Origin of the sequence: Brevibacillus sp. SIMBA_040 (assembly GCF_046535075.1) — a bacterium.
Lineage (GTDB): Bacteria > Bacillota > Bacilli > Brevibacillales > Brevibacillaceae > Brevibacillus.
Genome location: NZ_JAWRXI010000026.1, coordinates 56281 through 79143, shown reverse-complemented (window position 1 = coordinate 79143; position 22863 = coordinate 56281). Strand labels below are relative to the sequence as shown.

Below are 22863 nucleotides of genomic sequence, written 5' to 3'. Positions count from 1 at the left end.
GTTTGACATGTGGCATACGCACCTAGATTGGTCTGGTATTGGAAATCAGGGGATAAAGTCAAGAAAACAGCATATATCTGCCCTTTTTAAACTGCATCACAATTTTCTTAGTCAGCTTCAAATGTTCTCAAAGCCATATCAAATTTGGATAACGATTCATGAAAAAGATTCAGGTCAGGATGCAGTCTATATTCATACACCAAATGAAAATCGAGATAATTTCCCATTCAATTTCGTTCAAATAGCGTGGAACTGTGCGGTTCCTAAAATACTCGAAGGAATGTTTCATATAGACGAGTATAAAATAGGATCTTATCTTTCCGTAGACAATGATGAAAAAATTTATTTTCTTTGTCTGAAGACCGCGATACACTAAATGCGTTTAACTTCTTTAATAGAGAAAAAATGCAATAATGTTGATTCCTAAAATGATCTTATTTTAATTCATTAAGGCATTACGACACGATCTTCCTGTTAATCCTGATGAATGGGAAAACCAAACACTAGACGGTTTTCTGGAGGCAATTGAATCATGGATGGAAGATACTATGGATGAAAAGGTATATCCAGACATCATAGCCCTTTGCTTCTAAAAATGTCACGGTCTCAGTGACATCAATGTTCCTTCCCTCATACCAGCCGGCGTCGGCTAAAATCGTTTGTGCTTGCTCAGACAAAACGAACACGAAAGACCCTCCTATTCACACTTTTTTTGACCATTACCCTATCGTATCCATAGTAGAATAGGTAGAATAAGGAAGGAAGAAGAAAAAAATCGTAGGAAGTGTTTTTATGATCCTTTCCATATTCAGAGATCATTTAGCAGTACGACATAACAATGAAGAGGACATCGTAATCGAATGGGAAGACATACATACTGTCTACTATTATCAAATCGATTGTATTGAGTCCGTACTCGGATATCTGGCTTTTGACCTCACTTACGGGGAGACGATAGAAATCAACGACAACGTAGAGTACTGGGAGCAAATCCTAGATGATCTTGAGAAATATTTGCCGAACCAAACCATGAACTGGAGATCTGCTCTTCACAATTGGACCATTAATGACAACGAACTGCTTATTTATCAACAGGAGTGAGGGTTTCTTCATGCGAATCTTTGAGAAAATTTCCTTTTACAGTGATCTAGAACTGATCCCCTTCTCGCAAAAATTAAAACAACTTATGTCCCTACCACCATTTGACTCTATTACGAAAGATCGCTGACGAGGTACATTACCATTCTGGAAATCATCACGAGAAGTACATAACTGGTCGAACCAATGAAAGTAAGGACAGCCAGTAATAATACGGGCTGACCTTTTTCAGTTAGTTAGACTCTGAAAATATAGCCCTAGACAGAAAAGTAGATTTATACTTATCTCGGGTAATTAAATTCCCTTGAAAATTAATCTCTCTGTATAGGCAGGTTAAAAGAAAGACACTGGGGAAAGACACTGCTTTGCTAACCGGGTACTGTGGCTCGCTTTACCAGAACTACCCTAATCAAAAAACTGATAAAAAAGAGGAAGATTGATCGTGTATACACAAAACCGAATGGAAGCTATCGGACGACTCCTATGAACACATGTAACGAGCGTTCTGCGTGTCGATGGAGAGTCAGAGTCGCCTATATCATGGCCGTTTTTGCTGCCATGGCTCTGGGTTTAGGGTCCAGAGCGTTCGCCGATATGTTGCCTATCTTTGTAGCTGAGCATTTTGGCGATGCATTATGGGCGTGCATGATCTACTTTGGCTTTCGCACTTGTTTTGCACATAAAAAGATTTCTTTCTCGATGTGGTGCAGCCTAGTGTTTTGCTTTGCGATCGAAGGTAGCCAATTGTATCAGGCCGATTGGATCCATTCCATCCGGGAGACAGCCCTTGGGGCGTTGGTTTTAGGAAAAGGCTTTTTGACGGCGGACCTACTGCGCTATACAGCGGGAATTGTCGTCTCTTCCCTGCTCGACCTAGCTTGGCCTTGGCGTATTCGTTCCGATCTCCAAAAGAATAAAGTAGGAAAAAGTTTAAGCCCTAGATAATAGCTGTTCATTCCGCTAACGGACAGAATTGCTCAAAATTATCCGGATTTAATGAAGGGGACTTATTGTTTTGAAATCAAAATGTGTTACATTCTATGAGTTTGGTAGCCCTAAAGACGTATTAAAAATTGAATATACAAAAATAGAACCACCTAAAGATAATGAAGTCCTTGTTCGTATGCTAGCACGCCCTATAAACCCTTCTGACTTAATACCGATAAGAGGGTCTTATTCTCATCGTATTTCTTTACCCAATATCCCCGGTTATGAAGGGGTAGGTATTGTAGAAAATGTAGGACGTTTAGCTCCTCCAAATCTAATCGGTAAACGCGTTTTGCCTTTGCGTGGGGAAGGTACATGGCAAGAATTTGTTAGGACATCTGCTGAATTTGCAGTTCCTATACCTGATTTTATTGATGATTATACAGCTTCGCAGATGTATATAAATCCAATTACGGCTTTAGTGGTTTGTACAGAGGTTTTAAAATTAAGTCCGAACGATGTTTTATTGGTCAATGCGTGTGGTTCTTCTATAGGACATATTTTAGCTCAGTTATCGAGAATTTTTAACTTTCGATTGATTGCAGTTACTAGAAATAACCAATACACAGATGATTTACTTAAATTGGGTGCTTGGTATGTAATCGATACATCTAAAGACCCACTATATGAAACCGTTATGGAATTAACTAATGGAATTGGTGCTGATGCTGCTATTGATTCTGTTGGAGGTTCATCTGGAACCAATTTAGCTTTTTGTGTACACCCAAATGGGAACTTTTTAACGATTGGACTTTTATCAGGAATACAAGTTAACTGGACAGAAATTATAAATAAGGCAAAAGTAAATGCTAATATGTTTCATTTACGGAACTGGAACGCACAAGTATCAACGGATAAATGGCAAGAAACATTTAGTAATTTGCTAACGTTGTTAAGCGATAAAAGATTGAGTTTGATGATGGTGGATTCTATCTACGACTTGTCAGACGTAGAAAAGGCTATTCATGTTGTCGAATATGCTAAAAAAACCAAAGGGAAAGTCTTTTTGACAAGCTAATAGGTGCATCGGATTTATACAAAATAATACAGACTACTCGGAGGCTTACCTTCCAAGAATCATACCTTAGCTCGCTTATTCTTAAACCGTTTTACAAAACCAACACCAGCGTCCAAAAACATGAGCACAATACCAATATTAATCGCATGATCCGCAATGTTCAGGATGCCATTGCCGGAGGATGACACTAAAAAATCGGTAACTCGTCCAAATAAAATCCGATCGATCGCATTCCCTACTGCACCTCCTACCAGAAAACCAAGACCCAATTCCATTAAGAAACGTTTCTCTTCTGTCTTCTTCCGATAATAAAAAACGGCTATTACAAAAAGCACAGCCGCTACAGCGAACAAACGAGCATAACCCTGGAACAAACTGAATGCCATCCCTGCATTTTCGTAATGCTCAAGCAAAATGCCCCATACATACATGGTCTCTCCAACAGGGAGGTATAGACGGATCAAGTATTTAGATAGCTGGTCTACGATGCTCACCAAAATGGAGATGAGATAAAAAACCATAAGCTGCCCTTCTTCCTTGCGAGGATTCACCTTTACCTACCCCTACTTTACCGTGAAGCTCTCTTTTTTACCATCTCGTAACTCTCTGGACAACATCATGAAAAAAAAAGCCCATAGAATCAATTGGACATGATCCGATGGGCTTCTTGCTCTTGTAGTATTTATTTTACAGTTACTTTGATTCTGACTTTTTCACCGTTGTACTCAGCGGTGATTGTCGCGGTGCCTTTAGCTTTTCCAGTCACACGCCCACTACTGTTAACTGTCGCTACAGATGATTTCGATGTGCTCCAATCAGCCTTGATTCCTGCGAGGGATTTGTTGTTGTAAAGAAGCCCGATCGTTTCTGCATCACCCTTTCGTAAAGTCAGGCTGGTCTCTTCCGCTTCCAACGAATCAGAACTAGAGCCTTTGGAATCTACATTAATTTCAATCTCTACTTCTTCACCTTTATATTTGGCTGTAATCGTTGCTGTTCCTTTTGCTTTCGCTGTAACGGCTCCACTGTTACTAACTGTTGCAACAGACGATTTGGAAGTGCTCCAGCTGGCTTTTGACCCTGTAAGGCTGCTTCCATCATAAGTCAGTTTTATCGTTTCTTTATCACCTTTACTCATGGTTATCTTGCTTTTTGATGCTTCTAGTGAATCTGAGCCTGTCGTATCTACCTTAACCTCAATCTTAACTTCCTCAGACTTATATCCAGCAGTTATAGTTGCTGTACCCTTTCCTTTTGCTGTAATTACACCGTCATCATCCACAGTTGCTACAGATGATCTGGAAGTCTTCCATGTCGCCTTCGATCCAGAAAGCTTACTGCCATCATACGTTAGTCTAATTGTTTCCTTCTTGCCTTTTTTCAGCTTAATGGTTGTTTCATCAACCTCTAATAATTTTCCGGAACTTTTACCATCAACCTTAACCTCTATTTCAACCTCGTATCCTTTGTACTCAGCTGTAATCGTTGCTGTACCTTTCCCCTTGGCAGTAATCATGCCGGAGCTGCTAACTGTAGCTACAGAAGATTTAGATGTTTTCCAGGTTGCTTTTGAACCAGGCAACTTATCATCGTTGTACGTTAGAGAAATCGTCTCTCTTTCTCCTGTTTTCAAAGCGAGCTCGTAATCGCTTGTTTCCAACTTGCCAGACGAATTTGAATTAACTTTAACGGTTACTTCGACGGATTTTCCATTATATTTTGCTGTAACTACTGAAGTTCCGTTACCCTTTGCCGTTACTACGCCGTCTTTAACAGTAGCTACGGAGCTATTTGACGTGCTCCATGTTGCGCTTGAGCCTGAAATGCTTTTGTTATTGTACTTTAGTTCAATAGTAGAAGTCTTACCTTTTTTTAAACTGAGGCTTCTTGTATCTGCTTCAAGACTTCCTCCACTTGCAACTGTGACAGGAATACTGATTTCCTCACCTTTGTAAGTCGCAATAATGGTTGTCGAACCGCTTTTAACTCCAGTTACCACACCATTTTTGACAGTAACTATTGAAGTATTTGAACTCTCCCAACGTACCTTAGTATTGTCTACACCTTTTCTATCATAAGAAAGAGTAACCGTAGTTGTACCTCCTACTGATACATCTAGCCAGGTCTTACTACTCTTAAAGATTGCTTTAGAAGCCTTTGCCGTACTCGCGTATGACACAGCATTAGTTTGTGAGATCGCATGCGCGGACGTAATCCCTGCTAAAGAAACCTGCACTGTAAAAATGGTAGCAATTGCAAGTCCAACATTTCTCATTATTATTTTTTTTGATAACATCATCGTGGTTACCTCCAAATGGATTCCTATACTTACTTTGACGAACGAAATGGAAAAATGTCACATGAAAATCCAAGTTTTTTTGAAAAACATTTGTTTTGTGTATCGGCAAATGTTTTGAATAAGGTTAGCGATAAGAAAACCTCTATCGAGGCATTCTCAAGGAGAGCGACCGCGTTTTAGCGGAAAGTTTCCATGCGCTCCGGAATTCATAAGCGACACTCATATAAATTCCTATACGTAAACAAAAAAAAGCCTCCTGGCAACTGCCAGAAGGCGAATGTTGATGCTTGGAGGAGTTTCATCGCGTCGAGTACAGTACATCATACGCCGCTTGCAAGGCGGTTGCTGTAGACATATCCCCAATAAACAAATACTCCTGCGCCCTTTTTTCAAGGAAAGTGTTTTTTGTAATGCATAGAAAAGGCTGGCTAAAAAGCATGTTCAACATGCTGGATGTGAAACACTGCCTCGCTTTTGCCTCGATCCGCGCGCTCGACAGCAATGACATCAAAGCGAAAGGAAGGTACATACCCTTCCCATGACTGCAAATATTCCATGGCGAGCTCACGCAATTTTTGCCTCTTTCGCCAAGTCACTGATTCAAGCGCAGTTCCAAATACATGACTCGCTCTAGTCCGAACCTCTACAAATACAAGTGTGGAGCCATCCATCGCAATCAAATCGATTTCTCCTCGCCTCGTGCGAACATTGCGACTGATGATTTCATAACCCTTTTGCTCCAAGAATTCTTCAGCCATTTGCTCGCCCTTTTGTCCGAGAGCGCGTCGTTGATCAGTCACCCTTTGCCGCCTCCTTTGTCCAAACGATACACAAAGGCAAGAATCTCGGCGACTACCTGATAGAGCTCTGGTGGAATTTGCTGGTCCAAATCGAGCTTACCCAGTACTTCCACCAGCGATGGATCTTCCTGGATCGGAATTGCATGTTCCTTCGCAGTTTTGAGCATATTTTCAGCAACGTACCCTTTGCCTTTTGCTACAACCTTTGGAGCATCCATCGTACCAGCCTGATACTTGAGGGCAACAGCCTGTATTCGCTTCCCTTCTGGAGTGGTTGAGTGACTCATACGCGCAGGTCCACTCCCTTATAATCGGTGAGTGCTGTCCGTTTCGCCCCAGACTGACCGGCGATTCGGCTGCGCTCATCCGGGACAGGCTGCACGCGCATGGCAGACAGATGATATCCTGCGTCCTGTAGCTGCAGCGCAAAGCTGTCCTTCATCCCCGAGATCATAGGCTCTACCCACGGAGCATCATTGAAAATCTGGAGATTGACAATCCGATTGACGATGCTTACATCAATCATCGTTGTCCCCATCGATTCCAGCTCCAGATGGAAAAACAAGCGACAATTCTCAGCGTCTACTTGGCCGCCATCTTTTTTCTTGGATTCAATCTGTACAAAGGCTGTATCATCGCCTTGATCTGTGCGTATTGGGATTTGCAAAACGATTTGAGACAGGGCCTGGTTTGATGGTTGAAGCATCATGAGCTGCTGTCCAGTGACCTGCTGCAGCAATTGATCCGCTGCTTCTCTCAATGCATGCGGGACACTTTGAGGTGGTGACTGGGAGATTTGCAGCAATAACGATTTCACTGATTCCAGCTGCTTGTGAACTCCAGCTTCTAGAGTCCCTCCAGAAAGTGATTGTCCCATGATACCTCGCTCATGTCCCAAACCCAGCTGGCGAAACAGCTCGGCAATCGGATTTGAGGACGTCCCTGCCACAGGAGCTGGTGGCGCTGCTGGTTGACCATTTCCTTGAACAGGCACATTTGCTTTTACCGTTTCATTGATAACTGGCTTTATCGATTCAGCATTCCCCATACCTAACGCCTGCTGCAGCTCCTGGCTCGGACGCGTACCGCTAACATTTGTCATTGGTTGATTCGCCTGTTCAGACCCTGTTGGCCCTCTCCCTGCCATCCCTTGGCCAAGCGCACTTCCAGGAGCAGGAGTACTGGCAGAAGCTCCAGCTTGGTTTGCATTATTTTGTAGGTTCACATTTTGCTGCAGTGTATCATTTGCTTTCGCCTGGATTTGTTGATTGCCAGCTGCTGGCTCCTTCGCTACCCCTGACGCTGGATTTTCTGTAGCAACCCCAGCTGTCGCTTGATTGCTCGTAGCAGGCAGCGTGTTTCCCGTACCCGTTGTGACTGCGTTCTGACCAGGAGGGGTCGGCGCATTCGGCCGGTTGATCAGCTGCGTTTGCTCTGTTTCATTGGTCTCACTCTGTCCTGAAACCAGTACCGGGAGCGCAGCCAGCCTCTCTTTTAACTGACTAACGACCTGCCGAAGATCATTGTTTGTGTCCGTTGCCTGATCATTTCGGATAGATCCACCAGCGAGTGGCGTAGCTGGAGCGTCATTATCCAAAAAGAGAGAGGCTTGCTGCTGAAAATGTTGAATCACCTGGTCGATGGGCTTCGCAGACATAAATGTTTTGAGTCCTGCCACTGTATCTGGCGTTAGAGGAAGATTTCGCTTTGCAGCGAGCATGAATGCCTCTACCGTAGCATCGTCCATCCCCAGACGCTGCGCTACCGCCGTAAATGCTTGTACCGTTTCCTTGTTTACAGGCAAATTGGCATTCAATAGAGCAGAAACGATTGCTCTGCTCTCTTTTGTCTCAGGAAGCCCTAATGACCGCATTAAGCCCTCCAGCGTTGCCTCTTTGCCAGCCCCTTCTGGTGTTGTTTCCAAAACCTTTAAGGTCACGACATCAGTCGAAGGCTGAACCTGCAACCACGCTTTTTGTCCAGGCTCAAGCTTTGCTTCCATTTTTGCCTGAACCTGCAGCCCGCCAATTTGCACAAGAGCCATATTGTCTGGATACTGCTTAATGACAGTCCCTTTAAATACTTGTCCCGGGGTAAGCTCTACTGGCTTTGGCGTTTGTATAGCAGATCGCTGCATGACGGATTGAATCAATTGCGAAGGGGAAAACATGGGAAACCTCCTCCTTTACGACGTGAAAATCGCATTTAGCATTATGCCTGTTCCTTTACACCTGTAAATGTTCTTCGATGAATCGGCGTTGGTCCAAATCGTGCGATCGCTGACAAATGCTCTGCAGTGCCATAGCCTGCGTGTTTCTCGAAGCCATACTCTGGATACTCCTTGGCGTAATTTGCCATCATGCGGTCTCTTGTGACCTTTGCTACAATCGATGCGGCTGCAATCGAGACGCTTTTAGCATCGCCACCTATGATGGGTACTTGCACACAGCTAAGGCCAGTGAGCTGCACAGCGTCAATCAAACAAGCATCCGGGTTCAAGCCAGAATTATCGATTGCATTTTTCATCGCTTCTTTTGTTGCTTGCAAAATGTTAATTTCATCAATTCGTGCAGCATCAACAATTCCGATTCCAACAGCCAGTGCATCACGCACAATTACCTCGTAAAACGCCTCGCGAGTCGCCACCGGAATTTTTTTGGAATCATTTAAGCCTGGCAAATAAAAATCCTCAGGAAGGCATACGGCGCACGCTACAACTGGTCCAGCCAAAGGGCCTCTGCCGACCTCATCTACACCAATCAAATGGACATGGCCCTTCTCACGTAACCCTCTCTCATAGAGAGTCATTTCCTTCCACATGGCTTCCAGCTTTTCTTGGCGAGCGATTGCCGCTTCCTGCTGACGAGCCATTGCCTGTACGCCAGACCTTTGATCCTCTTTTAACAATTGTAAAAAATCTTTGGGTACTTCGTCCATTTTTTCGATTGTTAACCGTATTTCTTTTATCGACATGTCAGCCAGATTCATTGACATCTTTCTCCTTTGCTATGTAAAAAAACTCTACCGAGGCCTCCTCAAGGAGGAGCGACCACGTTTTAGCGGAAAGTTTCACCGAAGCAATGCCGGGAGCGGACGCTGATGTACCTTGCTATGCGCTCCGGAATTCATAAACGTCACGCTTATAAATTCCTATACGTTAAAAAAACCCGCCTACCGGATTGTCGATAGACAGGTTTTTCACTGACTTACTTCATCTCATTCAGGAAAGGATACCGGCTTACCAATCGGCTCATCCGTCTCCCAATCGATTGGACGTTCCACGGAAACTGTCCCCAGCTTTCCAGAGCGCAGTTCACGCAGGAATATTTCTGCTGCCTTATCGTAATCGATATTTCCGCCTGAAACGAGGCATCCTCGCTTCTTGCCAATTTCTTCAAGCATCTCGACGCGATCTTCAGGAAGTGCTTTGAGCTTGAAGCGATCCAGCAAGCGTTCTGGGTAGTAATGCATCATATAAGTAATCACAAACAAGGCTACCTCGGTGAAATCGATTAGCTCGTCCTTGATCGCTCCACTCGCGGCAAGTCTGAGTCCCACCATTTGATCTTCAAATTTGGGCCATAGAATACCTGGTGTATCCAGAAGCTCAAGTGTATCGCCCATCTTCACCCATTGCTGGGCCTTCGTCACTGCCGGTCTGTCTCCCGTCTGTGCTACAGCACGTTTGGAAAGTCTGTTAATCAATGAGGATTTCCCTACGTTTGGAATACCCAAAATCATGATGCGAATGGCTCGGCCTTGCATGCCTTTTTCACTGCGCTTTGCCAGCATCTCAGCAGCCAGCTCGCGGCACAGCTCTGGAAGCTTGCCTACGCCCTTGCCACTGAGAGCATCAATCGGCAACGTACGAATTCCAAGCTTGCGGAAATACGCAATCCACTCTTCTGTCGCTTTTTCATCAGCCAAGTCGGCTTTGTTTAACAAGATCAATCTCGGTTTTTCGCTGACAATCTCATCAATCATTGGATTTCGGCTGGACAACGGTAGACGTGCATCCAAAAGCTCGATGACCACGTCGATCAGTTTCAGCTTCTCCGTTACTTGTCGGCGCGCCTTTGCCATATGGCCAGGAAACCATTGGATCGCCATGATGTCTCACCTACCTTGAAGCAATGCTTTGCTATTTATTTTGTCATGCGGATATCACCCAGAGGCCAAAATGTAAATTCAGCCCGCCCAACAACCGTACTGACCGCAACTGGCCCGATGGCACGGCTGTCATGACTGTTTAGGCGATTATCCCCCATGACGAAGATGTGTTCTGCCGGAATTTGAACCGGCGGAAAATCATTGGTGAAAAAAGGCTCACCCTGTGCTTTCGCTTGTTCTTTATGTTGTGCAAGATAAGGCTCTTCTACCAGTTTGCCGTTCACATACAGCTCGTCGTTCTTTACTTCCACTGTATCTCCAGCAACAGCGATTACTCTTTTAATATAATCGCGTTTTTGTTCGGCATGAAAAACGATGATATCCCCTGGCTTCGGATCTTGCAAATAATAAATCGCTTTATTCACGACTAATTTTTCACTGTTATGTAATGTCGTTTCCATGGATTCGCCCTCGACGATAAAAGGAGCGAATAGGAAGGTACGGATGAGAAACGCTAGTATAATCGCTATTCCGAGCGCCTTTAACCATTCCCAATGCTCTTTCTTCTTGGCGCGGCTGGAGGTTACTTCTTCGCTCATGTTTCCGATCCTCCTAATGCAAGCTCGTCCATCCTGTATTGATACTATCTGCTATTCTTGTCATTTTATAAAACGGGGGAAAATGGAAAAAAGAGGCCTGGCTAGCAGACCAGTCCCCTTTCTCATGCGTTATGAAACGCTTATCGACGAATTTCTTTAATGCGAGCAGCTTTACCTACGCGATCGCGCAGATAGTACAGTTTCGCACGACGTACTTTACCATGACGCACGATTTCGATCTTGTCGATCTTAGGCGTGTGCACTGGGAATGTACGCTCAACACCTACGCCGTAAGAAATCTTACGAGCAGTAAATGTTTCGCTAACACCTGTACCGCGACGGCGAATAACAACGCCTTCGAACAGCTGAATACGCTCGCGCTGACCCTCGATAACTTTTACGTGTACACGTACAGTGTCACCAGGTCGGAACGCAGGAATGTCCTGTTTCAATTGCTCTTTTTCCAATTCACGGATTACTTGGTTCATTTGAATTTCCTCCTTCCGATCAGACGTTCTTACTCGTCTATCCAATAGGCTCAGTGCAAGTGACTGAGATACGAGTAGCGGACCGCCTTAGTCAGCGGGCAAAATTGCCACAAGAAACATATTAACACAGTAGGCGAAAAACTACAAGGAGGTATTATGATTTGTCCTCCATTTTTTTCTCCTGCTCAATTTCCGCCAACAGCTTTTTCATTTCTGGCGTCAGCTCCAGCTTGTCCAATAGATCTGGCCTGCGCATGCTCGTACGTCTCAGCGATTCTTTCAGGCGCCATTTCTCAATGTTCGCATGATGTCCAGAGAGCAATATATCTGGTACCTTCCATCCGCGAAATTCAGCTGGCCTCGTGTAGTGCGGGTATTCCAAGAGTCCGGTTGAGAAGGAATCCTCCACAGCTGATGTCTGGTTTCCGAGTGCTCCCGGCTGTAAACGGACGACACTGTCGATTACCACCATCGCCGCTAGCTCACCACCTGTCAGCACGTAATCTCCGATGGAAATTTCATCGGTGACGAGATGTTCACGAATTCGCTCATCATATCCCTCATAGTGTCCACAAATAAAGACCAGATGCTCTTCTTGCGCCAGCTCTTCTGCCAGCTTTTGATGATATGGCACACCCTGTGGACACATAAGGATAACACGAGGCTTTTTATCTGGTGACATAGCTTCAACGGCACGAAACAAAGGTTCTGGCTTGAGCACCATCCCTCCGCCACCACCATATGGCGTATCATCTACCGTTCCATGCTTGCTTTCGGAGAAATCCCGGAAGTTGCCGACGTGAAACTCCACAATCTCCTTTTCACTCGCTTTTCCCAAAATACTGCTGGATAAGACACCGGTAAACATCTCGGGGAAAAGCGTGAGAATATCAATCCGCATCCGATAAAATCCTCCCTACAACAAGCCTTCCATCAGATGGCAGACGACACGCTTGTTTTCGATATCTACTTCTTTAATACACTCATCAATGTACGGCAGCAAAATTTCGCCGCGCTTTCCTTTGACGACCCAAACATCGTTTGCACCCGGTTGCATCACATCTGTGATCTTGCCCAGCTCTTCTCCTTCGTCTGTTACAACCAGACAACCTACCAGCTGATGGATGTAGAACTCATCCTCTTCCAGCTCCATCAGTGCTTCTTCCGGAATTTTCAGCTCGCCGCCCTTATACTTTTCGATGTCATTAATATTGCTGTATCCATGAAAGCTCAAAATCTCAAAGCCTTTGTGTGCGCGGCGTGTTGCGATTTTCAGCTTAAGTGGCTCTGCAAGCGTTGGATGAAACAATAACAGCTCATTTCCTTTGCGAAAGCGTTGGTCAGGGAAATCCGTTGTTGGAGTAACTCGAACTTCTCCGCGCAAACCATGAGTGTTTACAAGTCTACCCACACCAAAGTAATTTTTCTGTTCCAAGGAATCATACCTCCTTATTTCTTGCCATCCTAGTGCTAGGTCTTCTGACGTATCTCGTGCACATAGCCATCTTTTATCATGATTTCCGTTCCTGCTATGATTTCATCCCAAACATCGCCGACTTTCACTGTTACTGGGCTTTGTACGGTCTGATAATCCAGCTCACTGCCAACTGGCAGGTTTGCAGCCTGTTCCAGCTGCCACGTCAGATGCTCTATTTTTTCTTTGCGCAAGCGTTCTTCCCGAGCAATTTTTTCTTGCGCCAGTGTATATGTATCCGCAGATTTTTTCTTCGCATCCGCTAGTATTTTCTTTGCTTGAAACTGCCATTGTTGCCATTCCTCATTGCGCATGTTCAGCTGTGTTCGATACTGCTCGACGAGAACGGCCCTAGACGCTTCAGTGATGATGATTTTTACCTGTACCGTACGAAAAATAGTGACCATGGTCAAAGCACTCCCTCCGACGCAAGAGCTATCCTAAACAGGCAAAACAGCATGTACGTCTTGATAGTAGAAAAAAGACTGGGAAAGCTCCCAGCCTTTTCTCAAACAATCTCAACCGTGACACGCTTGTCCGTTTCCACGGAAGCAGCCATCACGACCGTGCGCAGTGCTTTGGCGATTCGTCCTTGCTTGCCGATAATCTTCCCCATATCATCAGGATGAACCGACAATTCAAAGACGAGAATGCGTTCTTTATCCACTGCGTTAACACGAACCTCATTCGGATGATCGACGAGAGCTTTAGCGATCGTTTCAACTAGCGCTTTCATCATCAGACCTCCAGATGATCGACTTATTTGCCGTATTTGGTTTCGTGTACTTTTGCGAGTACGCCTTCTTTGGAGAGAAGGTTACGAACGGTATCAGTTGGAGCTGCACCATTCAGGATCCATTGTACCGCTTTGTCGGTATCAATTTTCACCACTGCCGGTTGTGCAACCGGATTGTAGTAACCGATTTCTTCAATGAAACGGCCATCGCGAGGGGAACGAGAGTCAGCTACTACTACACGGTAGAAAGGAGCTTTCTTAGAACCCATACGCTTCAGACGGATTTTAACTGCCATGTTGTGTCACCTCCTGTATGGATCAACGCAAGTTACACTCGCGTTGGTGCTACTATATCTGAACCATCGCGTCAGCTGACAAGTCAGTGTCGCGAAGAGATCATGCCTATTTTACTTGAACGGTGGTTTGAAGTTAAAGGGGAAGTTCATACCGCCTTGGTTGTTTCCTCCGCCTTTACCCATGAATGGTAATCCAGCAAAGCCCTTTTTCTTGGACTTCTTGACCATCTTGTCTGCAGCGCCAGAGAATTGCTTCATCATCTTCTTCATTTCCTCGAATTGCTTGAGGAAACGATTCACTTCCTGAATGCTCGTTCCGCTACCATTTGCAATGCGCTTGCGACGGTTTGCGTTTAGAAGATCAGGATTGGCGCGCTCCGCTTTGGTCATGGATTTCGCGATTGCTTCTACACGGGCAATCTGCTTCTCGTCCACGTTCATTTTGCCCTTCATCTTGTTCATTCCTGGCAGCATGCCGAGAATGTCTTCAAAGGGACCCAGGTTGCGAAGCTGCTGCATGGAATCCAGGAACATGTCGAAGGTAAACTCACCTTGACGCATTTGTCGTTCCATATCACGTGCTTTGTCTTCATCAACAGATGCCTGTGCTTTCTCAATCAGGCTAAGCACGTCACCCATACCGAGAATACGGGAGGCCATGCGATCCGGATGAAACGGTTCTAACGCATCCAGCTTTTCACCCATCGCCGCAAATTTGATCGGCTTGCCAGTGACTGCTTTTACGGAAAGCGCTGCACCGCCTCGGGTATCACCGTCGAGCTTGGTAAGAACGACCCCAGTCAGCTCCAGCTGACTATTGAAGCTCTCTGCTACGTTGACGGCATCTTGACCTGTCATCGCATCAACGACCAGCAAAATCTCATCTGGCTTTGTCACTTCGCGAATCTGCTTCAACTCGTCCATCAAAGCTTCATCAATATGCAGGCGACCTGCCGTATCGATCAAAACGACATCGAGATGGTTTGTTTTCGCATGTTCAATCGCTTGGCGCGCGATGTCTACCGGACTGACTTGATCTCCGAGTGTAAATACGGGAACACCGAGCTGCTCCCCCAAAACCTGCAGCTGCTTGATCGCAGCCGGACGATAAATGTCCCCCGCCACTAACAGCGGTTTGCGGTTTTGCTTTTGCAAAAACTTGGCTAGTTTACCGGTCGTGGTCGTCTTACCTGCCCCTTGCAAACCTGCCATCATAATGACTGTCGGAGGCCGGTGTGCCATCGTGAGTCCGACTGCGTTGCCGCCCATGAGAGCGACGAGCTCTTCATTCACGATTTTGATCACCATTTGACCAGGCGTCAGGCTTTTCATGACTTCCTGACCAACTGCGCGCTCTTTGACACGAGCTACGAAGTCTTTTACTACTTTAAAGTTAACATCTGCTTCGAGCAGAGCCAGACGAACCTCACGCATCGCTTCATTCACGATGGTCTCGTCTATCTTTCCTCTGCCGCGCAGTTTGTCAAACGCGTTTTGCAGCCGATTGGCTAAGCTCTCAAACGCCATGCGAGCCCTCCTAATCCATCTCTGACAGTTGGTGGAGCAAAGTATTCAGCTCGTCTCTTGTCTTGCTCTCCGCAAGCTCACTTACAAGCTCGCTCATTCGATTCAGCACAGTCATCCGCTTTTCATGACGATCTGCAAGAAGAAGCTTTTGATCATATTCAAACAGCTGCTTCTCAGCCCGCTTAATGTGATCATAAACGGCTTGACGACTGACCTCGTGCATCTCGGCTATTTCTCCCAAGGACAGATCGTCGAGATAGTATAGCTCCAGATATTCGCGTTGCTTGCCTTTTAGTAGAGGCGCGTAGAAGTCAAATAAGAGATTGACTTGATTGGTCTTTTCTAACATGGAACCAATCCTTTGCTATGAGGTACTCGTTTCAAACTGTAAAGACTTTTTCTTTACAGCACGTAGATTATAGTACCTAATTCCACACCTAGTGTCAAGGTTTTTTATTGACATCATTTTTGTTTCGCAGTTTCTACTAGATTTTATGCGTTTTCCTGGGCTTCTGCCTCTTCTTTTTGAATCAATCCAGCAAACAATGCATGCACAAATTGCTCCGGATCGAACTGTTGCAAATCATCCATACCCTCGCCCAGTCCTACATATTTTACAGGGATGTTTAGCTCATTGCGAATCGCGATGACAATACCACCTTTGGCCGTACCGTCCAGCTTGGTCAATACAAGACCACTGACACCCGCTGATTGCCCAAACGTTTTCGCCTGGGACAGCGCGTTCTGTCCTGTCGTGGCATCTAGCACAAGCAGCACCTCATGTGGGGCGCCCGGAAGTTCACGCTGCAGTACGCGATGAACCTTTGCCAGCTCTTCCATGAGATTTACCTTGTTTTGCAGGCGGCCTGCCGTATCACACAGCAAAACATCTACCTGTCTGGACTTCGCTGCCTGAATGGCATCGTAGATGACGGCTGCCGGATCGGAGCCTTGCTGCTGCTTGATGACTTCGACGCCTACACGGCCACCCCAAACCTCGAGCTGCTCAATCGCTGCTGCACGGAATGTATCGCCTGCTGCCAAGAGCACTTTTTTTCCTTGCCGCTTGAACATATGCGCCATTTTTCCGATCGTAGTGGTTTTACCTACACCATTTACCCCAACGAACAAAATGACGTTTACACGACCATCCTGTACATTGAGGGAAGTATCGGCTGCCTCATCATTTTTCAAAAGAGCAACCAGCTTTTCTGAAAGGATTGGCTGCAAATCAATCGCATTCTCGATTTTTTGCTTGCGGACTTCTGAACGCAAATCGTCAATCAATTCCATAACGGTGTTGACGCCAACGTCAGAAGTAATCAGGATTTCTTCCAGTTCATCAAAGAAATCATCATCGATTTTTTTATAGCGACGAACCAGGTCCTCTACCTTTTCAACCAAAAGGTCTCTCGTCTTGGACAATCCGTCCGTAAACTTCTGTGTGACTTCCTCCGATTTTTGTACAATGGTGTCACGAAGGCGCTTGAAAAAGCTCATATCCATCTTCCTTTGCGGGTATTGTCATATGATTTGAAGAGCTCGTTAGGATGCTGATTCAATAAACTTGTCACTGTCCTCCAGCTTTACGGACACCAGCTTGGAGACACCGCCTTCTTGCATCGTAATCCCGTATAATACATCGGCGCTCTCCATTGTTCCTTTGCGATGGGTTACACAAATAAACTGTGTCTGATTGCTGAAATGGTGCATGTACTCAGCAAAACGGTTGACGTTCGCCTCGTCCAAAGCGGCTTCAACCTCATCCAGCACGCAGAAAGGAACCGGTTTGACTCGCAGAATGGCAAACAGCAAAGCCATAGCAGTAAGGGCCCGCTCACCGCCAGAGAGCAGTGCCAGATTTTGCAGCTTTTTCCCTGGAGGCTGAGCCACGATATCAATCCCGGTTTCGAGCAAATTATCCGGGTTAGAGAGAACCAGATCGGCACGTCCCCCACCAAACAACTGCACAAACACATCTCGGAATTGCAGGGAAATCGCGTCAAACGTCTCTTTGAAGCGGCGTGACATCTCCTGGTCCATTTCTTGAATCACTTGATAGAGCATGTCCTTCGCTTCGTTCAAGTCCGCTTCCTGTGAGCTGAGGAACTGCTGACGCTCTGACAAGCGCTCGAACTCCTCGATTGCACCAAGATTCACGGTTCCAAGTGCACTGATTTGCTTTTTGAGACGATTAACGATTTGGATCTCCTCAGCGATTTCTCCGCGTGGTGGATATTTTTGCTTGGCGAGATCGTAGCTCATTTCGTATTCTTCCGAGAGTTTGTTCAACAGATGATCCAGTTCAACCTCATTGCGGTTTACCTTCACTTCCTCCTGATGAAGCTTCTCCTCAAGATTTTTGACCTCTCGGCGAATTTCTTTGACCTGCTGCTCAAGCTGCTCCTGTTTATAGAAGAGTGTAGCTCGTTCATTACGACGCTCTGCGATCAATCCAGCTACTCGATCCTTGTCCTGGCGCAGCTCGGTAATCCGCTGGTCTAGCTCAGCTCCCGACGATTCATTCGTACGCTCCAGCTCATCATAGGATGCCAAATTTTCATTTTGCTCTTCCCATTCACGCTGCAGCAAGCTTTTTTGCTCGACCAAACGCTCCGTCTGCTCCAGGCGGGATTGGTACTCCTGCTTGATCTGTGCATTCAGCACCTTGAGACTCGTGATCTTTTCATTCATCTCTTCTTTGGATTCCAGCTGCTCCTGGCGCTTGGCTTCGGCAGCAGCGACAAGGGAAGACAGCTCCTTTTCCTCCGCCTCCATCGTCGCGAGCGATTCCTGAAGCTTTTCTTGCTTGCGGATCGCCTCTTCCATTTCCCGACGATAGCCCTCAATATCCTGCTCGACCAGCTTTGCACGTTCGCCCAGTGAGCGTCCTTCTGCTTCCGTTTGCTGAAAAAGACCTTTGACTTCCTGCTCCTTCAGGCGCAAGTTTTCGCCTTCTGTACGGAGTGTTTCCTGCTCCTGCTCCAACTGTTGCAGCTCATTTGTGAGCTGCTCAATACGGGTAGTATGCCCAGAAATTGTCTGGTCGATATCGCCCATTTGCGCTTCCAGTTCTTCTGCTTGACGGTTTCTTCCCAACAGGTTGGTGCTGTTTTTCTTGAGCGCTCCACCTGTCATCGATCCGCCTGCATTTACGATATCGCCTTCAAGTGTTACCACGCGATAGCGATAACCCAGTGTCCGAGCGACTTTATTAGCCTGCTCCAGCGTCTCTGTCACGATCACATTTCCAAGCAGGGCTTCCAGAATGGGACGGTAGGTCGCTTCATATGATACGAGCTCGCTGGCAATCCCGATCACGCCGGACTCTTTTGCCAGCTGCCTTTTATCATCAGCTGCCAAGCTGCGAGGCCGTATGACATCAAGTGGTAAAAAGGTAGCGCGACCCGCATTATGCTGCTTCAGGTGGGTAATCGCCGCGCGACCTGCTGCTTCGTTTTCCACGACGACGTTTTGCAGAGCACCACCAAGTGCGACCTCCAAGGCAGTTTCATATTGCTGCGGCACAACTACCAGCTCTGCTACGGCTCCATGAATGCCTTTAAAGCCACGCTCCCGCGCCTTAAGAATCTCTTTAACGCCTTGTTGGAAACCGGCAAACTCGGACTGCATCTCTTTGAGCAAGTCTAAGCGAGATTTGGCTGCTTCCCTTTTTTGCTCCCACTGTCGCAGGTCTCGGCGCTCTGACTCCAAGTGAGCTTGTCCGTTGCGCAAGCCCTCCATCAGCTCTTTATAGCGAGTAACCGTCTCCTGAATTTTTTGATCTATGCTCTCCAGCTGCTCTTGTAGGCTAGCAAGCTTAGCTTGACGCTGTGCTTCTTCCAAATCGAGCTGCTCTTTTCCCGATTGCTGACGATTCAAGCGAGCCTGACTCGTCTGCAAGAGCTGCTCTTGATGGCGAATATCATTTCGCTGGTTTGCCATCTCGTTCAGCTTTTCGAAGTAATCGCTCTTCAGTCGTTCTACATCATCTGTCAGTGATTGCACCATGGAGAAAAACTGACCTTCTGCTGCTTGCAACGACTCATGTGCTTCCTTCATCCGACGATTTGCTTCCTCTGCACGCTCTTGCTCATTCGCAAGCTCAGTCTCGATGGTATGCTGCTTTTCCGTGATACGATGCATTTGCTCCATCGTCTGCTGGCGATTGGCATGGAGATTTCGCATGCGCTCGCGCAATACTTCCCGTTGCCCCTCCACCTTTTCCGTCTCCTCACTGACTGTAAGGAGGACGTGCTGGAGCTCTTCGATGGACTGATCGATTTGCGTCACATGAAAACGCGCCTGTTCCAGGTCTGCTTCCTGCTTGGATGCTTGTGTCGATTGGGCAACAAGCTGCTCCTGTAGCTCCACGACCCGTTTAGATGCAGCCTCCCATTTCATGTGGGCTGCTTCAATTTGCTGAACATAGAGTGCTACCTCATGCTCTACCAGCTTGCGATGCAGCTCCTTGTATGTTTTCGCTGTTTGTGCTTGCTCCTCTAACGGGCCCATCTGTTCTGTAATTTCACTGACGATATCATGAATTCGAACAAGATTTTGCTCCGTGTCGTCCAGCTTCTTTTCCGCTTCGCGCTTGCGTGTCTTGTATTTCACGATACCAGCGGCTTCTTCAAAGATGCCACGACGATCTTCGGATTTGGTGCTGAGGATTTCCTCAATTTTCCCTTGGCCGATAATGGAATACGCTTCTTTTCCGAGGCCCGTATCCATAAACAGCTCCATAATATCTTTTAGACGGCATGATCGATTGTTTATGTAGTACTCACTATCCCCGGAACGATAAACACGTCGCGTCACAGAGACTTCCGAATATTCCATGTCGAGAGAGCGGTCCGTATTATCCAAGGTAAGCGTGACTTCCGCAAAATTAACCGGCTTGCGTGTATCGCTTCCTGCAAAAATGATATCTTCCATTTTCGCCCCACGGAGCGATTTGGCGCTTTGTTCACCCAGGACCCAGCGGATTGAATCGGAGACATTGCTTTTTCCGCTTCCATTTGGACCAACAACCGCTGTTACTCCTGGCACAAACTCCAGCTCCGTCCGGTCGGCAAAGGACTTGAATCCTGCCAGTTCCAGGCGTTTTAAATACATACTGACGGTCCTCCTTAACAACACATCCGCTTTATCAAAGAGCAGATGTCACCCGAAAAGAAGCCCCTGCATCGAACAGGAGCTACTCCACTACGAGCTTACTTGATCTTATCCAAATAAGTGTAACATAGAAGGCTTGCTCACGCAGTAATTTCCCTATGTTTACAGGAAGAAAACCTTTATCGACGCAGGTTTCACGGATGAGCAGGATGAGCAAAAAAACCTCTATCGGGCTTGCTCACATGAGCTGCCACCTAATAGAGGTAAGGTTAGAGAAAGCTGCATCATCTATTCACAGACGATGCAGCCCCCATCCTTTCTAGCTATGCTTTATCTCCTAAAATCACCAATGCCCGCGCTGCTGCTTGCTGTTCCGCTTCTTTTTTGGAGCGACCTGAACCAACACCTAGGGAACGATTATTTAAAAGAACCTCGGACACGAATTCTCTGTTATGAGCCGGTCCTTTTTCTTCTACAATTCGATACTGGATGTCTCCCAGATTGTCCTGTTGAACAAATTCCTGCAACTGGCTCTTGAAGTCGGTTACCTGGGCAAACTCTCCCTTATCTACACGAGGATAGACGTATTTTTCCATGAAGGAGAAAACAGCGTCCACCCCTTGGTCTAAATAGAGTGCACCTACAAATGCTTCAAAAACGTCCGCTAGCAAGGCTGGTCGCTGTCGGCCACCCGTCAGCTCTTCCCCTTTTCCCAGCAAAACGAGATCGCCAAAATTCAGCAGTTCGGCAAACTTGACTAAAGACGGTTCACAGACGATTGCCGCACGCAGCTTTGTCATTTCCCCTTCACTCATCTTAGGGAAGGTTTTGTACAAAAACTGTGAAACGGTCAGCTCCAGTACGGCATCGCCCAAAAACTCCAGCCGCTCGTTGTCGGAAATCCGTTTGCCTCGTTGCTCGTTCACGTAGGAAGAATGGGTGAATGCTTGCCGCAAAACGCTCTCATCGTGAAAGCGTACTCCAATCTTTTCTTGCAGCTGTGCAAAACTCATCACCCTCACCACCGTTCCAGGAGACTGCCTACTTTTTCTCGCAGTAGGACTCATTTATGCTTCGTAACGCTTGAGGACCACCGTTGCATTATGACCGCCGAATCCAAACGTATTGGAGACAGCTACATTGACGGTCGCCTTCCGCGCATGGTTAGGTACATAGTCCAGATCACATTCTGGATCAGGGTTCTCCAGATTGATTGTTGGTGGCAAAATTTGATCACGCAGTGCATAAGCAGATGCGATTGCCTCAATTCCACCTGTTGCTCCCAGCAGGTGACCTGTCATCGATTTAGTGGAGCTGACAGCCAGCTTGTATGCATGCTCACCAAATACTGATTTAATGGCTTGCGTCTCAGCGATGTCACCTTGATCCGTAGAAGTACCGTGAGCGTTGATGTAATCAACCGCGTCCGGCTGGATTCCCGCGTCTTTTAGTGCGTTTGTCATGCAGCGAGCTGCACCCTCTCCACCTGGTGATGGTGAGGTAATATGATGCGCATCTGCGCTCATTCCGTAACCAATCACTTCTGCAATGATGGTGGCTCCACGCTTTTTCGCATGCTCCAGCTCTTCCAAAATGACTACGCCAGCTCCCTCACCCATCACGAATCCGTCACGATCTTTGTCAAACGGACGGCTCGCTTTTTGCGGTTCGTCATTGCGTGTAGACATCGCCTTGGCTGAGCAAAATCCTGCAAATGCCATTGGACGAACAGTCGCTTCTGCACCACCAGCGATCATGACATCTGCATGATCAAACTGAATCAAGCGAAGTGCGTCACCAATCGCGTTTGTTCCAGTGGCACATGCTGTAATCGCACTGGAGGTAGGTCCTTTTGCACCGTACTGGATGGAAACGGCACCAGATGCCATGTTCGCAATCAGCATCGGAATAAAGAACGGACTCACGCGGCGTGGACCTTTTTCCAAAAGTACGGAATGCTGATCTTCCCATGTAGACAGACCGCCAATTCCGGACCCGATGTATACACCCACTCGTTCCGCATTTTCTGGCGTGATTTCCAGTTTCGCATCTTCGACTGCCATTTTAGCAGCTGCCAAACCAAACTGAACGAATCGGTCTGTACGTCGAATTTCTTTTTTGTCCATATACAGCTCGGGATTGAAATCTTTTACTTCTCCCGCAATCTGTGTCGGATAATCAGAGGCGTCAAATGCAGTCAGACGATCAACGCCTGATTTGCCTTCCAGAAGGCTGTTCCAGAAGGTCTGCGCGTCATTTCCAACAGGGGAAACCACACCAACGCCAGTAATCACCACTCTTCGTTTCATTACG

At 46.6% G+C, this 22863-nt stretch carries 25 protein-coding genes; 4 read left to right on the top strand and 21 right to left on the bottom strand.

The annotated features are described in order from the left end of the window. Positions 1 to 446 precede the first annotated feature (446 nt). Positions 447 to 593 (top strand): DUF7660 family protein, encoded by a 147-nt coding sequence (locus SB752_RS33545; RefSeq protein ID WP_486304124.1) that lies wholly within the window; start codon positions 447 to 449, stop codon positions 591 to 593. Here SB752_RS33545 and SB752_RS29305 read toward each other — a convergent pair. Beyond that, positions 531 to 686 carry a hypothetical protein gene (locus SB752_RS29305; protein ID WP_410718987.1) on the bottom strand — a complete coding sequence of 52 codons (156 nt, stop codon included), beginning with the start codon at positions 684 to 686 and terminating at the stop codon, positions 531 to 533. The genes SB752_RS33545 and SB752_RS29305 overlap by 63 nt on opposite strands. A gap of 106 nt (positions 687 to 792) precedes the next feature. On the opposite strand from SB752_RS29305, the gene SB752_RS29300 reads away from it, so the two are divergent. The 3 genes from SB752_RS29300 to SB752_RS29290 all read left to right on the top strand — a co-directional run bounded on the left by SB752_RS29300 (position 793) and on the right by SB752_RS29290 (position 3103). Further along, positions 793 to 1101, top strand: coding sequence for a hypothetical protein (locus SB752_RS29300; protein ID WP_410718986.1), 309 nt, complete (start codon positions 793 to 795; stop codon positions 1099 to 1101). A gap of 480 nt (positions 1102 to 1581) precedes the next feature. After that, positions 1582 to 2043, top strand: a complete 462-nt coding sequence (locus SB752_RS29295) for a ribosomal maturation YjgA family protein (protein WP_410718985.1) — start codon at positions 1582 to 1584, stop codon at positions 2041 to 2043. A gap of 70 nt (positions 2044 to 2113) precedes the next feature. After that, positions 2114 to 3103 carry a zinc-dependent alcohol dehydrogenase family protein gene (locus SB752_RS29290; RefSeq protein WP_410718984.1) on the top strand — a complete coding sequence of 330 codons (990 nt, stop codon included), beginning with the start codon at positions 2114 to 2116 and terminating at the stop codon, positions 3101 to 3103. A 59-nt stretch (positions 3104 to 3162) separates the two neighbouring features. Here the strand turns inward: SB752_RS29290 and lspA are convergent, their stop codons facing one another. The 20 genes from lspA to fabF form a co-directional block, all read right to left on the bottom strand. After that, positions 3163 to 3654: a signal peptidase II gene (gene lspA / locus SB752_RS29285; protein ID WP_410718983.1), complete on the bottom strand. Its 492-nt coding sequence runs from the start codon at positions 3652 to 3654 to the stop codon at positions 3163 to 3165. A 131-nt stretch (positions 3655 to 3785) separates the two neighbouring features. Continuing rightward, the gene (locus tag SB752_RS29280) at positions 3786 to 5402 is read right to left on the bottom strand and encodes an Ig-like domain-containing protein (RefSeq protein WP_410718982.1); all 1617 of its coding nucleotides are present in this window, start codon (positions 5400 to 5402) and stop codon (positions 3786 to 3788) included. A 428-nt stretch (positions 5403 to 5830) separates the two neighbouring features. Beyond that, a complete protein-coding gene (locus SB752_RS29275; RefSeq protein WP_410718981.1) occupies positions 5831 to 6202 on the bottom strand; it encodes a YraN family protein in 372 nt (123 codons plus the stop codon). Beyond that, positions 6199 to 6489, bottom strand: coding sequence for an EscU/YscU/HrcU family type III secretion system export apparatus switch protein (locus SB752_RS29270; RefSeq protein ID WP_103105918.1), 291 nt, complete (start codon positions 6487 to 6489; stop codon positions 6199 to 6201). The genes SB752_RS29275 and SB752_RS29270 overlap by 4 nt, the downstream gene beginning before the upstream one ends. After that, positions 6486 to 8372: a hypothetical protein gene (locus tag SB752_RS29265; protein WP_410718980.1), complete on the bottom strand. Its 1887-nt coding sequence runs from the start codon at positions 8370 to 8372 to the stop codon at positions 6486 to 6488. Before SB752_RS29265 ends, SB752_RS29270 begins: the two co-directional genes overlap by 4 nt. A gap of 41 nt (positions 8373 to 8413) precedes the next feature. Further along, on the bottom strand, positions 8414 to 9190 hold the full coding sequence (locus SB752_RS29260; RefSeq protein WP_410718979.1) for a ribonuclease HII: 777 nt from the start codon (positions 9188 to 9190) through the stop codon (positions 8414 to 8416). A gap of 228 nt (positions 9191 to 9418) precedes the next feature. Next, complete coding sequence (ylqF, locus tag SB752_RS29255) at positions 9419 to 10312, bottom strand: ribosome biogenesis GTPase YlqF (protein WP_410718978.1); 894 nt, start codon at positions 10310 to 10312, stop codon at positions 9419 to 9421. 35 nt (positions 10313 to 10347) lie between these two features. Further along, on the bottom strand, positions 10348 to 10911 hold the full coding sequence (lepB, locus tag SB752_RS29250) for a signal peptidase I (RefSeq protein WP_410718977.1): 564 nt from the start codon (positions 10909 to 10911) through the stop codon (positions 10348 to 10350). Positions 10912 to 11051: 140 nt separating this feature from the next. Next, positions 11052 to 11399, bottom strand: coding sequence for a 50S ribosomal protein L19 (rplS, locus tag SB752_RS29245; RefSeq protein ID WP_049738740.1), 348 nt, complete (start codon positions 11397 to 11399; stop codon positions 11052 to 11054). Between the two features lie 154 nt (positions 11400 to 11553). Beyond that, entirely contained in the window at positions 11554 to 12300 is a 747-nt protein-coding gene (gene trmD, locus SB752_RS29240; RefSeq protein ID WP_410718976.1) for a tRNA (guanosine(37)-N1)-methyltransferase TrmD, read from the bottom strand. A gap of 15 nt (positions 12301 to 12315) precedes the next feature. After that, complete coding sequence (gene rimM, locus SB752_RS29235) at positions 12316 to 12834, bottom strand: ribosome maturation factor RimM (protein WP_410718975.1); 519 nt, start codon at positions 12832 to 12834, stop codon at positions 12316 to 12318. Positions 12835 to 12869: 35 nt separating this feature from the next. Beyond that, a complete protein-coding gene (locus SB752_RS29230) occupies positions 12870 to 13280 on the bottom strand; it encodes a YlqD family protein (RefSeq protein ID WP_410718974.1) in 411 nt (136 codons plus the stop codon). 101 nt (positions 13281 to 13381) lie between these two features. Further along, complete coding sequence (locus SB752_RS29225; protein WP_049738737.1) at positions 13382 to 13609, bottom strand: KH domain-containing protein; 228 nt, start codon at positions 13607 to 13609, stop codon at positions 13382 to 13384. Positions 13610 to 13632: 23 nt separating this feature from the next. Further along, positions 13633 to 13905 (bottom strand): 30S ribosomal protein S16, encoded by a 273-nt coding sequence (rpsP, locus tag SB752_RS29220; RefSeq protein ID WP_047067992.1) that lies wholly within the window; start codon positions 13903 to 13905, stop codon positions 13633 to 13635. A gap of 111 nt (positions 13906 to 14016) precedes the next feature. Continuing rightward, positions 14017 to 15432: a signal recognition particle protein gene (gene ffh, locus SB752_RS29215; RefSeq protein ID WP_410718973.1), complete on the bottom strand. Its 1416-nt coding sequence runs from the start codon at positions 15430 to 15432 to the stop codon at positions 14017 to 14019. A gap of 10 nt (positions 15433 to 15442) precedes the next feature. After that, positions 15443 to 15781, bottom strand: a complete 339-nt coding sequence (locus tag SB752_RS29210) for a putative DNA-binding protein (RefSeq protein WP_410718972.1) — start codon at positions 15779 to 15781, stop codon at positions 15443 to 15445. 143 nt (positions 15782 to 15924) lie between these two features. After that, positions 15925 to 16932 carry a signal recognition particle-docking protein FtsY gene (ftsY, locus tag SB752_RS29205; RefSeq protein ID WP_410718971.1) on the bottom strand — a complete coding sequence of 336 codons (1008 nt, stop codon included), beginning with the start codon at positions 16930 to 16932 and terminating at the stop codon, positions 15925 to 15927. A 45-nt stretch (positions 16933 to 16977) separates the two neighbouring features. Beyond that, the gene (gene smc / locus SB752_RS29200; RefSeq protein WP_410718970.1) at positions 16978 to 20550 is read right to left on the bottom strand and encodes a chromosome segregation protein SMC; all 3573 of its coding nucleotides are present in this window, start codon (positions 20548 to 20550) and stop codon (positions 16978 to 16980) included. Between the two features lie 323 nt (positions 20551 to 20873). Further along, entirely contained in the window at positions 20874 to 21563 is a 690-nt protein-coding gene (gene rnc, locus SB752_RS29195) for a ribonuclease III (RefSeq protein ID WP_235615656.1), read from the bottom strand. A 54-nt stretch (positions 21564 to 21617) separates the two neighbouring features. Beyond that, complete coding sequence (fabF, locus tag SB752_RS29190; RefSeq protein ID WP_410718969.1) at positions 21618 to 22859, bottom strand: beta-ketoacyl-ACP synthase II; 1242 nt, start codon at positions 22857 to 22859, stop codon at positions 21618 to 21620. Positions 22860 to 22863 lie beyond the last annotated feature (4 nt).

Coding starts and splice junctions, on each gene's coding strand:
- SB752_RS29280 (WP_410718982.1), bottom strand. CDS start 5,402: ATGATGTTATCAAAAAAAATAATAATGAGAAATGTTGGACTTGCAATT.
- SB752_RS29295 (WP_410718985.1), top strand. CDS start 1,582: ATGAACACATGTAACGAGCGTTCTGCGTGTCGATGGAGAGTCAGAGTC.
- lepB (WP_410718977.1), bottom strand. CDS start 10,911: ATGAGCGAAGAAGTAACCTCCAGCCGCGCCAAGAAGAAAGAGCATTGG.
- SB752_RS29210 (WP_410718972.1), bottom strand. CDS start 15,781: ATGTTAGAAAAGACCAATCAAGTCAATCTCTTATTTGACTTCTACGCG.
- SB752_RS29265 (WP_410718980.1), bottom strand. CDS start 8,372: ATGTTTTCCCCTTCGCAATTGATTCAATCCGTCATGCAGCGATCTGCT.
- trmD (WP_410718976.1), bottom strand. CDS start 12,300: ATGCGGATTGATATTCTCACGCTTTTCCCCGAGATGTTTACCGGTGTC.
- ftsY (WP_410718971.1), bottom strand. CDS start 16,932: ATGAGCTTTTTCAAGCGCCTTCGTGACACCATTGTACAAAAATCGGAG.
- rplS (WP_049738740.1), bottom strand. CDS start 11,399: ATGAACCAAGTAATCCGTGAATTGGAAAAAGAGCAATTGAAACAGGAC.
- SB752_RS29300 (WP_410718986.1), top strand. CDS start 793: ATGATCCTTTCCATATTCAGAGATCATTTAGCAGTACGACATAACAAT.
- ylqF (WP_410718978.1), bottom strand. CDS start 10,312: ATGGCGATCCAATGGTTTCCTGGCCATATGGCAAAGGCGCGCCGACAA.
- fabF (WP_410718969.1), bottom strand. CDS start 22,859: ATGAAACGAAGAGTGGTGATTACTGGCGTTGGTGTGGTTTCCCCTGTT.
- rnc (WP_235615656.1), bottom strand. CDS start 21,563: ATGAGTTTTGCACAGCTGCAAGAAAAGATTGGAGTACGCTTTCACGAT.
- SB752_RS29260 (WP_410718979.1), bottom strand. CDS start 9,190: ATGAATCTGGCTGACATGTCGATAAAAGAAATACGGTTAACAATCGAA.
- smc (WP_410718970.1), bottom strand. CDS start 20,550: ATGTATTTAAAACGCCTGGAACTGGCAGGATTCAAGTCCTTTGCCGAC.
- SB752_RS29225 (WP_049738737.1), bottom strand. CDS start 13,609: ATGAAAGCGCTAGTTGAAACGATCGCTAAAGCTCTCGTCGATCATCCG.
- rpsP (WP_047067992.1), bottom strand. CDS start 13,905: ATGGCAGTTAAAATCCGTCTGAAGCGTATGGGTTCTAAGAAAGCTCCT.
- SB752_RS29230 (WP_410718974.1), bottom strand. CDS start 13,280: ATGGTCACTATTTTTCGTACGGTACAGGTAAAAATCATCATCACTGAA.
- SB752_RS29270 (WP_103105918.1), bottom strand. CDS start 6,489: ATGAGTCACTCAACCACTCCAGAAGGGAAGCGAATACAGGCTGTTGCC.
- ffh (WP_410718973.1), bottom strand. CDS start 15,432: ATGGCGTTTGAGAGCTTAGCCAATCGGCTGCAAAACGCGTTTGACAAA.